This window comes from Flavobacterium sp. (genome assembly GCF_027490375.1).
Taxonomy (GTDB): Bacteria; Bacteroidota; Bacteroidia; order Flavobacteriales; family Flavobacteriaceae; genus Flavobacterium.
Window position 1 is genome coordinate 1 of the sequence record NZ_JAIXYH010000028.1, and the last position, 14,688, is coordinate 14,688.

Below are 14,688 nucleotides of genomic sequence, written 5' to 3' on the forward strand. Positions count from 1 at the left end.
AATACCGCCTTCGCGTTGGCGGTTTGGGCAGCTTTTGGCGGGGCTTCCGCTGGTCGCCGCGCCAAAAACGCCCGCACACGCCACCACTTTGGCTTTATTTCCACTGCAATCGGGGCCGGAATGTCGTTACAAAAAAATTAGTGCGCAAATTCAGGTGCATTTCGTGTAAAGTTTAGCCTCAGTGGTCGTCTTAATAGTATAATCTCACTTTCTACATCGAACTCACGTAAAATAAGTACGAGCTGCATCAACCCATTCTATGTAAACTCAAGGTTAACTTTAGAAGCCAGCAGCTTGGCGATAAAATTTTTGACTAATTTCGTGATTTCTCATTTAGTACATTTTAACGTGCTTTATCCCGTAAAAATCTTAATTGTCGAAGATGAAATTCTAATCTTTCGTGACATCAGAGAAGCTTTAGAAAAATTTGGCTACTCTGTTTGCGACTATGCGCCCACCGTAGCCCGAGCTAAAGATATAATCGAGAAAGAACAACCAGATATTGCAATTATAGACATCAAGTTAAAAGGCGAAGAAAGCGGAATAGATCTGGGCAGATTTTTAATTGAAAAAGATATAATTCCTTTCATTTATCTAACTTCGCACGCAGACACACTAACCTTATCTGAAGCAAAAAAAACCCGGCCGTCTGGATATCTGCTAAAACCGTTTAAACAAGATGATATCTTTGTAGCTTTGGAGATTGCGTTGAGTAATTTCGCACATCGAAAAATCGACTTATCGCACAGTCCAGAGGAATTCATAAAATCGGGAACACCATTTAAAATCAGAAAAGTTATCGATTACATCAATACTCACCTGGATGAGCGACTTCAATTAACCGATTTGGCAAAATTGGTGGATATGAGTACTTTTCATTTTGCGAGAACATTTAAGCATTTCATAAAATCATCGCCTGCAAATTATATCGCGAAAGTAAAAGTCGAAAAGTCGAAAGCCTTGTTGTCTGAGACAGACATGAATGTTTTGCAAATTGCTCTAGAAGTTGGTTTTGAAAATCAGTCTCATTTTAGTCAAGTTTTTAAAAAGCATACTGGCTATACTCCAGAAAATTATAGAAACATTTGTTTACTCAAGAAAAGAAACAATTCAGATGAGACAACTAAATAACGCGCTATCCAGCAAATACAGCTTTGCTTTTGTCTTGCTTTTCTTGCATTTTCAGGTATTTTCACAACAACAATCCACAATTGATAGTCTTGAAATATTGATCAAAAAAACGCGAGCAGATACAACTAAAGTGCGTTTGATGAATGATTTAGCGTACGAATACTATTCGTCTAATCCGAAGAGGACAATAGTATTAACGGAGTCGTCTGTAAAAATGTCTTATCGATTAAAAAGTTATAAAGACTATTTGTACGGTTTATATGTTTTAGGAATCGGAAAAAGTATCGTTGAGGGCAATGAAGAAGCACAAAAAACCGCACATTTATTGATTCGTGAGGCTAATCGTTTAAAATTTGACTTTTACAAAGCGCAAGGTCATTTCCTCTTAGCGTATACACTACGAACGGAATCGAAAGACAAAGAATCGTTAGAGAATTTCAAAATAGCTTTAAGCCTTTTTAAAAAAGAGGAATCGCTACCAAATTTGGCAAATACATATAGTCAACTCGCGTTCACGTACAGTAAAATGTCGAGTTACAATATCGCCATCAAGTACTATCTTCTTGCGCTGAAAATCTTTAAGCAAGTAAAGCAAATCGAAGGATATAAAACCACTTTAAATAATCTGGGCGAAACGTATTCTCAGATTTATGCTTATGATTTAGCATTAAAGCAGTTTAAAGAATCTGCCGAAATTGGAAAAAAAATTAATAATCAAATATGGATTGCATCCGACTATCTCTCGATTGCAAGTGTATTAATAGCGACTAAAAAATTTGATGAAGCCGAAAAATATGTGTTGAAAGGCTTAGAACTCTTTAAATCTATTCCCTACGAACAAGGAATAGCAAAATCGTACAACGATCTGGGAAAAATTTACTTCGGCAAAAAACAAACCAAGAAAGCTATTTCTTGCTTTAAAAGAGCATTGGAAATCGACAAGAAAAACAAGAATCAATATCACATGATAGAAACCTATAGTAACTTGGGTAATACCTATCAAAACTTGAAGCAAATTGACGACGCAAAAATTTACTACTTAAAAGCGAAAAATATCAGCGAAGAATACAATTTAGCAGAACAAAAACGCGACGTTTATAAGCTGCTCGCAGACTTATATGCACAATCTGGAAACTACAAAGAAGGCTACTTCTATTCTCAAAAATACCAAATCATTAAAGACTCCATTTTTGACGAAATCAAAAGCAATCAACTCATCACATTACAAATAGAATACGATACTGAGCAAAAAGAAACTGAAAACAAGTTGCTAAAACAACGAAATAAAATTCAAAACCTCGCCATAGAAAAACAACATCAATCGAAAAAGATTATTCTCCTCATTCTTTTTTCCTTAATTGGAATATCTATCGTGCTGTATTGGCTTTTTCGGTCAAAGAAAATAGCAAATAAAAATCTTCAAGACAGCAAAAATGTGATCGATAACAAGAATGTAATGTTAGAATCTACGCAACAAAAGCTAGAACTGTCGCTTCATGAAAAAGAAATTCTTCTGAAGGAAATCCATCATCGCGTAAAAAATAATCTACAACTCGTAAACAGCCTTCTTAGCATTCAAGCCCGAGGAAGTAATGAAAAAAACAATGAAAGTGATTTTCTTTACAAAAGCCAGATTCGTATTCAATCAATGGCATTAATTCATGAAACGCTATACCAATCTGAAAATCTATCCACGGTTGACTTCCAAAAGTACTTATTAAAACTCACGAAACATCTTTTGGTTTCCTTTGATTCAGATAGAAAAAACATCACAATCAATATCAACACCAATAACATTATTATTGATATCGAAACGGTAATTCCATTAGGACTAATTGTAACCGAACTCGTAAATAACTCGCTTAAACACGCATTCGTTGAAAACGAGGGCGAAATAAATATAGACTTACAAAAAAAGACCGGCAATTTGTTGGAGCTAATCATTAGAGATAACGGCCAAGGAATATCTGAGAAAGCATTCGAAAAACAAGATACGTTAGGAATGCAACTAGTGAAAGATTTAGTTACACAGATCGATGGAACGCTTGCAATTGAAAACCTTAACGGCGCAAAATTTACAATTGCATTTCCTTCTGAAAAATTGTAAGAAAAATGCAATCAAATTCATTCCATAAATCTATAAAATTGGGAACACGTTTCAGTTCCAAACAACAATAGTTCGCAACTTGAGCCAATTAAGAAATAGCAGCTCCGTTGTGTTTTTGAAGTAGTTCCTTTAAAATTTAAAAAATTGCATTAAGCTGTATTCAACACAATACGTAACCCTGATTTCTATATCTAAGCAGTTTTTTACTTCAGCGCACCACGGATAAAAAACAGTATCCATAAATTTAGGTTGCGACACTTGGCTTTCCCCAAACAAACTTCCCTCGTATTACGCAGAAAGACAATTTTTAAATCTAAATTGATTTTGCGGTAATTTCTTGCGTTACCATCTTATATTAAAGATCATACGTTTAAAAAAGACATTTGCGTACTGTTTAACGGCATTTTTCTTCAAAATTCGATATAAAAGCACAGCTGTTTTGGCTATTTCAAGCTGTTAATTACTTCGTTCTTCCAAAATAAAAGCAAGATTCAAACAAAAGTCACAAGAACCAAACAATTCAATGCAGTTGAGCAAAATAACTTTGACTTAAGAAAATTGAAGAGTGAAGAATCATGAAAAAAGCAGTTACCTATTTGATTACCTTATTCGTTTCTACTTTGGCGTTTTCGCAAGAGTCACAAAATAAATCTCTTACGGAAGAAAAAAGCAAAATCAGCTTAAACGAATCGGGTTCTGCATCGCTTCGCTTTATAGCACTTTTGCAAACTTGGGTTCGACACGCAAACTTAAATCCCGGAAGTTTATACAAAGAGCAGATTCGGAGCAGTGAAACCGACTTTAGTGTAAGGAGACTTGTTTTAACGAGCGTAGCGCAAATAAATCCGGAAGCTATGGTTTTAGTTAATCTCTCGGCCTCGAGTAATTCGGGTGAAAATTCTTTCCAACAAGGTCTAAATATTGGATTATTAGACGCTTACGGAGAGTATAAAATGAATAAACACCTTTTTATTGGCGCGGGTTTGCATCAATGGACTGGTTTATCTCGGCTCAATGTCGATGGAGTTGGAAGCATTATAAATCTCGATCATCCTTTATTTCAGCAAGTAACTTGGAATAGATTAGATCGATTAGGCAGAATGATGGGGATTTATGCCAAGGGAGAATTTCAAAATCTAAATTACCGCATTTCGATTAACCAGCCATTCACTGTAAGTACAAATACATATGAAGCCAATACCGGTAAAGGATCGCCAAACGGCGGGGCTGTAAATGGTGAAGCTAAAAATGCACAGCTTAATGTTGCCTATCATAATCCGGCGGCTACCAGTATGCTAATTCAAGGCTATTTTGAATACAATTTTTGGGAAAAAGAAAATCACGTTACTCCTTACGAAACGAATACCTATCACGGGGAAAAGCGACTTCTAAATATTGGCTCTGGTTTTATTTTCAGAAACAATGGCATGCTTACCCCAGAAGCAATTGAAGCGAAAGACCCCGCAATTCCTGAAAGCCCCAGCAATCCGTTACTAATAAAAAGGGGAAATGAAACAGATTTATTTGCAATTGCCGTTGATGCAACCGTAATGTATCCCTTTAGCACAAAACTAGATGGTGTAGCTGCATACTTTGCTTACTACCACATCGATTTAGGCGCTAACTATTATACCGTTTCACCTGTGCTAAATATCACAACGGCCGGACAGGGAGCGTCGTCGATTAACGGAAGCGGAACCGGATTTCCGTCGACAGGTACGGGAGATTCTTTTTATACTAAATTGGGTTACATAACGCCTAAAGATTGGTTCGGAACGTCAAGAATAGGAGTATTTGGAACCTATCAATACACAAAGCTTGATGCCTTGCTCGACCCTTTGGAAGTTTATGAAGCTGGAGTAAACTGGTTCATAAAATCAAATAAGATAAAATTTTCAGTACTATATCGAAACCGACCAATATATACAGGTAATGCAGCTTTCGCAAATCAAGCAAGTACAGCGGTTGTCGATCAACGTAAAGATGAAATTATAACGCAATTACAATTTAACTTCTAAAAACAGCTACAATGAAAACACTTTGTAAACCTATTCCGTATTTATTGTTATTCTTCTTTAATCAGGTATCATGGTCGCAAGAACTTCCTGATATCTTCAAAAAAACGACAAAAAACGTCGCAGAATCGAAGACGCTTTGTGAATTTCCTAAAAACACATTTTTAGAAAATTTAGTGCTGCTTCCAAATAGCGAACTATTGGTTAACAGTCATTTAGACGGGATAGTTTATAAGGTCGATCAGACTGGTAGCAAATCAAAATTTGCAACAGTAAACGGAAAAGTTGCCGGAATAGCTGCCTATGGTAAAGATAACTTTATACTCACAGGATCTGATAAAGACGATAAACCTGTATTGTTTCTTTTGAAAGGAAACGGTACCGTAGAAAAGTTAATGGACGTACCAGAGGCTATTTTTCTCAACGGGATTACACACCTTGAAAAGGATGATTTTTTAATTGCCGATAGCTACAAAGGTTGTATTTGGAAAGTTAATGTCAGAAAGAAAACCATTATTAATTGGCTTGAAGATGATCTTCTTAAAAGAAGTACTACTCAAAATCCAACTCCCGCGGCCAACGGCATTAAAAAGTACAAAAATGCCGTTTACGTTTCTAATACGCAAAAACAATTATTGCTAAAAATTGAGACTGAAAACAATCAACCGCTCAAACCAGAAATTTACGCCAGTCAAGTAAACATCGATGATTTCATATTTGATGACAAAGGCAATATATACGCTACCACTCATGTGTATAACAGCGTGATTAAAATTACCCCCAATTTGATAATAACCATTATTGCCGAACAACCTCAAGGTGTTTCAGGAAGTACGGCATGTGTTTTACAAAAATCAAAAAATGGATTGCGCCTATATATTTCTACCAATGGCGGAATGTATTTACCACCTGCAACCGGAATAGAAGAAAGCAAAATTGTAGTCCTGAAATTATAGAATGACAATTCGCCCGACTTTACAGAATCGGTCGACATTCCAAGCAAAAACTAAAATCATTTTTAATTATTAACTAAAAAATAAGTTATGGCACACACATTAGGAAACATTAAAAAAGCTTCTTCCTCAGCGATAAACTCGGAGAAAGGGCACAACTATCCCATTGAGCCTGGTAAGCTCTACATAAATGGAAAATTTAAAGATGCATCTAATGGTAAAACTTTTGACACCATTAATCCGACTACCGAACAAGTGATTACTCAAATTGCGGAAGCAACAACAGCAGATACTTTAGAAGCTATCGCCTCAGCTAAAGAAGCATTTGAAAATGGCCCATGGGGCAAAATGAAAGGTTCTGAAAGAGCTAAAATATTAAATAGAATAGCCGATCTTATTGAAGGTAAGTATGCCGAAGAGTTAGCGCATCGGGAAGTTGTTGATATGGGAAAGCTCTATAGCGATGTTACCCACATTGATATTCCGCACATCGCGAATATGTTCCGGTATTATGCAGGATGGACCACCAAACTAGAAGGCTCGGTAAAACCTGTTGAAGGAATTCCGGGAGAGGATTTAATGGCTTGGACACGCAGAGAAGCGCTGGGCATTGTAGCGGCAATCACGCCTTTCAATTTTCCGCTGATTCTTACGGTAAGCAAAATTGCACCCGCCTTGGCCTCCGGAAATTGTTTCATTCACAAACCTGCCTCACAAACACCACTTTCGGCAATTACCATCGCAAAAATCATGGACGAAGCGGGCATGCCTCCAGGATCTTATAATTTAATCATCGGACCGGGAGAAACGGTAGGAAATGTACTTACCTCCCATCCGGATATCGACAAAGTTGCCTTCACTGGTTCGACCAAAGTTGGACAATCAATTGTTAGAGACAGTGCCTTGACGATGAAACACACTACAATGGAGTTAGGAGGTAAATCGCCCAATATTGTATTTGCAGATGCAGATATCGATCGCGCGGTAAACTTAGCGTTTTTCGCCATGTTTTGGAACAAAAGCGAAGTGTGTGTAGCCGGAACACGCTTGCTTGTAGAAAAATCGATTTATAAAGAATTTACCGAGAAATTCATCGAAAGAGTAAAACAAGCGAAAGTGGGCGATCCGTTTGACTCGGAATCAACTTACGGCCCGATGAGCAGTAAAGGCGCTTGGCAAAAAACACTGGATTTCATTCAAAGTGGTATTGATGAAGGAGCAACTTTGGCGACCGGAGGAAAAGCACTACAAGTAAATGGAAAAGGTTGGTTCATTGAGCCTACCGTTTTTCTCAATGCAACCAACGATATGAAAATTGCCCGAGAAGAGATTTTTGGTCCAGTTTTGCCCATCATTCCCTTTAATGATTTTGAAGATGCCATTCGCATTGCCAACGACACGCCCTATGGTTTAGCTTCTGGAGTACAAACCCGAGATTTAAAAAAAGCCATTCGCGCAGCAAACCGAATTAAAGCTGGTACTGTTTGGACAAATACATGGCACCATTACTCCCCGTCGGCTCCATTCGGCGGATTTAAACTATCAGGCTATGGAAGAGAACACGGCATTGAAAGCTTTGAAAGCTACACGCAGTATAAAACAATTTGGACTGATCTGTATGAATAGAGAATTCAAGTTCTCCCCGATTTCTATTTGGGAGAACTTTTTTCACCAAAGAAATGAGAAAAAATATCTGCATAGCAATAATCGCCAATTTTGGGATCATTTTTCAAACTATGTTTGAAATAAAAGGATGGATATTTTATCTGCTCTTTACCACATTCCTCTTACTTGTAAAGGACACTACCGACATCTTCAAGTTAACAACCACATTTTTACTTGGCATTCTGCTCTCCATCGCAATTTGGAATTTCACAGGCGTATTAATTCCAATTGTAGGAAGTATAAAAATGGCAATGCCTCTAGCGTCTTTTACGGCTATTCTACTCATTTTAAGTATAAAAAAATACGATGTAGTGAACATGTCCTCTGGCTTTTTTATCGGATTGGTAGCGTACTTTTGAGTCGGTAAGGCACCTTCCGAAGACACCATTTTACGAATTATTACACCGGCACTTTTAGGAATCCTCTTCGCCTTCCTCGCAACATTAGTTGAAAAACAATTTCAAAAAATAGAACACTAAAAAATTTAAATCATGAAAAACATACTAGTTACAAACGGGAACATCGGTACAGCAGTGGCTATTCTATTAGCCAAACAAGGACATAAGGTGAGTATCATGGTTAGAAAACCTCAACAAAATGATGCATTAGCTCAACTCGGGATCTCTTTCGTAGTAGCCGATGCTGCCAAACCCGATTCACTTCCTGACGCGTTTAAAAACATCGACGCCTTTCTCTTTGTATCGCCACTTATCGAAAACATGGTGGAGCAGGCAACTGTAATCATAAATGCAGCCAAAAGAGCAGGGGTTAAACAATTGGTACGTTCCTCGGCTAATGGCGCATCGCCAGACGCCCCTATCGTTATGGGTAAACTACACGGTAAAGTTCAAGAATTGGTTAAGGAATGTGGAATACCCTATGCAATCATTCAGCCAGCCTCGTTCTTTCAAAATATTTTTGGAAGTCTTAGTACCATAAAAGCACAACAAGCATTTTATGGCTCCGCAGGCGAAGGAAAGAATGGCTTAGTAGATGTGCGAGATATTGCAGCAGTAGCCGCGACCATTATTAATGAAGGTAGTGTACATAACGGAAAAACGTATGTAGTAACAGGCCCAAGGGCCATTTCTAATCGAGATATGGCAACGGTACTTTCCAATAAATTAGGTGTCGACATAAAATATATTGATTTATCGCCCGAAGATTTAGGAAATGCTTACAAAGAATACGGCATGAATGACTTTACAATTAATGCGGTTTTAGAATTAGACAACATAACGAAATTAGGTTATGTTGCTAATATTAGTAACGATGTTGCCGAGGTAACTGGAATTCAGCCAATTAATTTTGAGCAATTCGTTACAGAACATATTCAAATTTTCAAATAATAGCAAAAACTAAACAATAGCAGCAAAAACTGAACAATGTAAACCCTGCTTTAAAAATACCTTTAGAAAATTATTAAAAATAAAATTATGAAAACAAAATTTATCCTTTCCTGTATTGCAATGCTTTTAATTACAACAATTAGCTGTAATAAAAAAGAAAATGAAAGCGTATCTACCAACAATGAAAATACGTCTTTAGCTGAAAAGTCCACCCAAGAAAAAAATCTTGAAACTGCTATTAAATTCGTCGATGAAGGATTGAACAAAGGCAATTTAAGTGCATTTGACGAATGTGTGGATCAAAATGTAGTTGTCCAAACGGGATTAAAACCAACCGGTCCAATAAATGGACTCGAAGAATACAAGTCAATTTTCTCAAATTTCTTAAAGGCTTGGCCGCAAGTCGACTTTACCATTGATGAAAGCTTTGCTGTAAACGACAAAGTAGTGATTCGATTCAATTCAATTAATCATTTTAAAGGCGAATTTTTTGGCTTGAAACCCACTAACCAAATTGCGTCTTTGAAAGAAGTACACGTAATGACTTTTAAAGACGGGAAAATAATAAACAATATTGTAAGTGCTACAAATTTGGAGTACGAGTTTATTCTTTATCCTATTCTTAAAGATGCCGTATTGAAAAACGTACAAACAGCAAATAGCAAATAAAAAGTTAGTGAAAAACTTATTAGTGATTCTTGTTATCTTGATAGGAACTACATTAACAGTAAGAGCGCAATCTATTGAGTTATTTGGGGGCAATAAAAATTTTCAAGGAGATATTCAATGGCTAAAACCATTCGCTGTAAATAGCAAATTTCTGTTTTTTAACAGAAATCGGTTTACAGCAGATTATAACAACAACACTACTTATTTTATATCGGGCATTACCGCCTATGAGATCAAAAACGGGGTTGGAGTGGCAAATGAGATGTTGATAACTTCCGAGGGATGGATGCCAAAGTTGGGAACGCAATACCTTAAAAAATCAGAAAACACAATGATATACGCATGGCTAAATTGTGGTTATTTGAAAGAATTCAAGTATCATTTATTTAGTTTCATCAGATTTCAACCTCCAATAAATACCAAATGGAACTGGTATCTACAACTGGAATTGGTAGCTAACTTTAACCAGTATGGCAATGAATTTTCAGCTCAAAGACCTCGAATCGGAGTCAGTAACAAGTACTTTCAAGTGGGTATGGCATCCGATTTCACACAGTCAGGAGCCAATTGGAATTTAGATCTTAACACAGGAATATTCCTAAGAAAAGAATTTTAAAAAATACTATAATGCAGCTTTTAGTCAAATGGAACGTCGTAGAGGGCACCGATCCAACAGCAGTAATTAACTTACTTCCAAAAGAGGAGTTTTTTGCATGGAATGCTTACTTAAGTGGAACACTAAGACAGTTTTGGTTAACTCAAAATCCGGGCGAGGTAATTATGATTCAGGAATTTGATAGTTTAGAACATGCTGTGAAAGCCAATCAGAATTTACCTTTAATGAAAGCGGGCATGCTAAAAGCCACTTGGTTTGAATTAAAACCATTTCAATCTTGGGAATTCCTCTTTGCTAGCGAATTCAAAACAAACTCAAAAAACGTCATGCAATAAAATCATGAAACTAAAAAATATAAATGAACAGATTATTGTAGTTCAAGGTGCATCAAGCGGTATCGGTAGAGCTACGGCAAAACTATTAGCTCGCAATGGTGCTAAACTTATTGTATCAGCACGCGGCGAAAAAGGCTTAAAAAGTTTAGTTGAAGAAATTGAGAATGAAGGTGGTACTGCAAAATTTTGCATTGCCGATGTCTTAAATATCGATGAAATTAAAGCACTAGGTACTTTTGCAATTACAGAATATGGTAAAATTGATACTTGGATCTCAACGGCGGGCTCATGGGTTACCGCAAAATTCGAAGATCATACACCTGAGGAGTTTCAGCGCGTAATAGACGTAAATCTTATGGGAATGGCCAAAACACTTTGGACAGCTCTACCACACTTAAAGTCAAACATATCTCAAGGAGCGGAAGGAACTTCTTTAATTTTAGTCTCCTCAATGTTAGGCCAAATGGCCCTTCCCTACTCATCGTCCTACAACGCTGCTAAATTCGGAATGCAAGGCATGATAAACGCCCTACGAATTGAATTACTACAAGAAAACGTGCCGATCAATCTCGTTAACATTATGCCCTACGGTACTAATACGCCCATTTACAATACAGGTTTGAGCAAAATCGGAAGTGTACCTAAACCTGCACCGCCCATCGTTAATCCAGAGTTAGTTGCGCAATTAATTGCCTTTGCAGCAACTAATCCTTCAAGAGATTTATACGGCAGTACACATGCTTTCATTTTTGACAAAGCATATCAGTTATTTCCAGATTTAGTTGATAAAGTTCTCGCTGTTGCGTCTACAAAAGAAGCACAAAGCACTCAAAAATCGAGAAGGCACGACGAAAACAATAATCTATTTTCTGTCGTTGAAGATTTCAGAATACAAGGTGATTATCTTAATGAATCCATTTCAGAAGATGTATTTATATCCATGCAGACACTTCAAAAGAATCAAAAAGATGATTTTCAAAATTTATTAAAAAATACCCTACCCATGCTTAAAAATTCATTGTTAGAAATAGGAAATAACGATGGAAGCAAAATTCAACGAAAAGCTACCTTAAAATATCTGAAAATCGTTAGTAAAATTTTAAAAGCTAAGTAAAATGAGCAAATCATATAGGTTAAGCCTTTCCCTTTTTATGGCTCTTTTAATTGCAGCTTGCGCTTGTCAAAAAAAGTCAGAAGCTGCTAAAATTGAAAAAGTCGAACAAGTAGAAATTGCAACTTTAGTCAGTGAATTACTGAATGTAAACGATGATTTCAATAAGGCTATCCACGAAAAAGACCTGCCCACTCTTTTAAATTTATACGATTCAAACGAAATGTATTGGTTGCCTCCCAACAACAGTAAAAGCATGGGAATGAATTCGGTAAGAGATAATTACAATTTTATCACTTCATCGCCAGATGTGAAATTATGGCACGTAGTCGATAAAGTTTTTGTGGGTCCAAATCAAAAATTAGCTACCATGATGGGTTCATATCATTTCAGATCGAGCAATCCATCAATTCAAGGCGACGATGGAAAATTCTTCTTAACACTTGCAAAAGAAGGCAGCAACTGGAAGATTAAATCAGATATTTACAATTCCGACTTTCCTGCCAACGGCGAAAAGCTACTTCGTGATAAACCAAACGTTTACATTCATACTTATGCATCAGACGCACCAGGTTCTGTCAATGCACATCTGATTATTACAACAGAGGGAATAATATTGGTCGATGCGTTAAGAACAACTAGTGAAGCAAAGAAACTAGCCGAAGTGATAAAAAGTTTTAAAAAACCACTACTGGCCATCATAATCACCCATGCACATCCCGATCATTTTGGGGGCCTTGAGCAAATAGCTACTGTTTTCCCTCAAGTTCCAATTTATTCTTCCCTAGAAACCAAAGTCGATATCGCAACAGATAAAAACGGATACATTAGATCAACCAAACTGTTTATAGGTAGTGATTTTGGAAATAATGTACCTATTCCAGCTAAAACAATTGATTCCGTCCTAAATTTGGGTAGCCTTGAATTACTTTTCGACACTTATCGTAATGGAGAGTCGGAAAGCCTAAACACTTTTCAGATAAAATCAACCGACATTGTTTTTGCATCCGATTTAATAAATAACAAAATGATACCTTATCTCGTTGAGGGACATACTGCCAATTGGTTAAAACATCTTGATCAATTTACTCAAAAATATCCACCCCACAGTATTGTTTATCCCGGACATGGTGCACACGGATCCATAGAAGAACTTACTGCTTTTCAAAAAGAATACATCACAACCATTCGAAATTTAGTAGCAATAGAATTACAAGAAAAGAAAAATCTTAATTCTGAAAGCAAAAAAAGAATAATCAAAGAGCTAAATGGTAAATTCGGTAACTTAGATGGCGTTACACCCTCAAACAGTCTGAATGCAATGAATGTCGATGCTGTCGAAGATGAACTAAAAAAGGAAAAATCAAATAAAAACAAAATGTAATAATTATGAAAAAAGTGCTAATAATTTTAGGAATGGGTCCCGGATTAAGCTTGGGAATCGCAGAAAAATTTGGTGCCGAAGGTTTTACAATTGGAATGATTAGTAGAAACCGACACAACCTGACGAAATACCGAGATCAACTGGCACAAAAAGGAATTACCGCGCATTTCAAAGAGGCAGATTTAGCCAATACCGAACAAATGATCACTGCGCTAAAGGAGCTAAGCAACGAACTCGGCCAAGTAGATGTTCTTGCTTACAACGCGGTGGATTACCGAATGAAACACATTCTTGAAGAAACCATTGAAGACTTAACCAACGGCTTCAAAATTAGTGTCGGCAATGTTCTTGTAGCTGTTCAAGAAGTGCTACCTTTTTTACAGAAAAGCAAAGGCGCGATTCTGCTTACTGGAGGTGCCAGTGCCCATACGCCCGATCCTAATATGGGTTCTATTTCGTTGGGAAAAGCAGGCATTAAAAATTTAGCTTTTCAATTACATACAGTACTAAAGAGCAAACAGGTATTCGTCGGAACGGTAACAATTGCAGGTTGGATAAACCCAGAAAGCCAGACGCATTCACCAAAACAAATTGCCGAACAATTCTGGAAATTATACCACGAAAGAGACCGTGTTGAGATTGCATATTAACGCTGCCAGAAACCGTCAGCTCGCATAAAATCGAAAGCTAAAAAAGACTGATACATCAACTAAAAACCCAACACCCAAAACAAAATGAAAATTATTGCATTCTTTAAACTAAAAGACGGTGTCGAACTTGCGCAAGCTCTGCCCTATTTGGCCGACGAAGAAAAGATGGCTTGGCAACTGTATCTCAGCGGTAAATTGCGCGAATTTTACCTCACCTCAACGCCCGGCTTGGTTATCGATATATTCGAATACGAATCCCTTGACGCTTTTCACCAGGAAATGAAACAACTTCCGTTAATGCAAGCTAATTTACTGGAAATAACGGCTTACGATTTGCTACCATTCAAGAATATGGAGTTTCTTTTTAAAGACGAATACAAATCGTCGTAGAAGTAGCTTCGAAGCCCATACCAAAACTTAAGAAAATTAGGGTAAGGACAAAGTTGATTTAACGCTCGTATCCGCTTGGAAATAACAGTCGCGTAATTACTACACAGAATAGGCCTTAAACGAAAGTAGTGCGCGCTCAAGTCAGTGAGCAATTTCCCAAGCAACTACTTTTTTAAAGCCATTTTTACTTCTTCATGCGGCTATTCCCGCTTTTCGTTGCAATACCGCCTTCGCGTTGGCGGTTTGGGCAGCTTTTGGCGGGGCTTCCGCTGGTCGCCGCGCCAAAAACGCCCGCACACGCCACCACTTTGGC

At 37.2% G+C, this 14,688-nt stretch carries 14 protein-coding genes; all 14 read left to right on the forward strand.

Annotation, left to right across the window (positions count from 1 at the left end):
* Positions 1-321 precede the first annotated feature (321 nt).
* The 14 genes from Q0064_RS03635 (at position 322) to Q0064_RS03700 (ending at position 14,375) form a co-directional block, all read left to right on the forward strand.
* The gene (locus Q0064_RS03635; RefSeq protein WP_298144440.1) at positions 322-1,131 is read left to right on the forward strand and encodes a response regulator transcription factor; all 810 of its coding nucleotides are present in this window, start codon (positions 322-324) and stop codon (positions 1,129-1,131) included.
* Positions 1,115-3,238, forward strand: coding sequence for a tetratricopeptide repeat protein (locus Q0064_RS03640; protein WP_298144443.1), 2,124 nt, complete (start codon positions 1,115-1,117; stop codon positions 3,236-3,238). The genes Q0064_RS03635 and Q0064_RS03640 overlap by 17 nt, the downstream gene beginning before the upstream one ends.
* Positions 3,239-3,813: 575 nt before the next feature.
* Positions 3,814-5,256 carry a hypothetical protein gene (locus Q0064_RS03645; RefSeq protein WP_298144445.1) on the forward strand — a complete coding sequence of 481 codons (1,443 nt, stop codon included), beginning with the start codon at positions 3,814-3,816 and terminating at the stop codon, positions 5,254-5,256.
* 11 nt (positions 5,257-5,267) lie between these two features.
* Entirely contained in the window at positions 5,268-6,209 is a 942-nt protein-coding gene (locus Q0064_RS03650) for a hypothetical protein (protein ID WP_298144448.1), read from the forward strand.
* 87 nt (positions 6,210-6,296) lie between these two features.
* Positions 6,297-7,832 (forward strand): aldehyde dehydrogenase family protein, encoded by a 1,536-nt coding sequence (locus Q0064_RS03655; RefSeq protein WP_298144451.1) that lies wholly within the window; start codon positions 6,297-6,299, stop codon positions 7,830-7,832.
* Positions 7,833-7,942: 110 nt separating this feature from the next.
* Complete coding sequence (locus Q0064_RS03660; RefSeq protein ID WP_298144454.1) at positions 7,943-8,230, forward strand: hypothetical protein; 288 nt, start codon at positions 7,943-7,945, stop codon at positions 8,228-8,230.
* A 132-nt stretch (positions 8,231-8,362) separates the two neighbouring features.
* Entirely contained in the window at positions 8,363-9,220 is an 858-nt protein-coding gene (locus Q0064_RS03665) for an SDR family oxidoreductase (protein ID WP_298144457.1), read from the forward strand.
* 87 nt (positions 9,221-9,307) lie between these two features.
* The gene (locus Q0064_RS03670) at positions 9,308-9,889 is read left to right on the forward strand and encodes an ester cyclase (RefSeq protein WP_298144460.1); all 582 of its coding nucleotides are present in this window, start codon (positions 9,308-9,310) and stop codon (positions 9,887-9,889) included.
* A gap of 7 nt (positions 9,890-9,896) precedes the next feature.
* The gene (locus tag Q0064_RS03675; RefSeq protein WP_298144462.1) at positions 9,897-10,505 is read left to right on the forward strand and encodes a hypothetical protein; all 609 of its coding nucleotides are present in this window, start codon (positions 9,897-9,899) and stop codon (positions 10,503-10,505) included.
* 11 nt (positions 10,506-10,516) lie between these two features.
* Positions 10,517-10,840 carry a hypothetical protein gene (locus Q0064_RS03680; RefSeq protein WP_298144465.1) on the forward strand — a complete coding sequence of 108 codons (324 nt, stop codon included), beginning with the start codon at positions 10,517-10,519 and terminating at the stop codon, positions 10,838-10,840.
* Between the two features lie 4 nt (positions 10,841-10,844).
* A complete protein-coding gene (locus Q0064_RS03685) occupies positions 10,845-11,954 on the forward strand; it encodes an SDR family NAD(P)-dependent oxidoreductase (protein ID WP_298144469.1) in 1,110 nt (369 codons plus the stop codon).
* 1 nt (position 11,955) lies between these two features.
* Entirely contained in the window at positions 11,956-13,335 is a 1,380-nt protein-coding gene (locus Q0064_RS03690) for an MBL fold metallo-hydrolase (RefSeq protein WP_298144472.1), read from the forward strand.
* 5 nt (positions 13,336-13,340) lie between these two features.
* Positions 13,341-13,985: an SDR family NAD(P)-dependent oxidoreductase gene (locus tag Q0064_RS03695; RefSeq protein ID WP_298144475.1), complete on the forward strand. Its 645-nt coding sequence runs from the start codon at positions 13,341-13,343 to the stop codon at positions 13,983-13,985.
* Between the two features lie 84 nt (positions 13,986-14,069).
* Positions 14,070-14,375, forward strand: coding sequence for a hypothetical protein (locus Q0064_RS03700; RefSeq protein WP_298144478.1), 306 nt, complete (start codon positions 14,070-14,072; stop codon positions 14,373-14,375).
* The last annotated feature ends 313 nt before the right edge of the window (positions 14,376-14,688 follow it).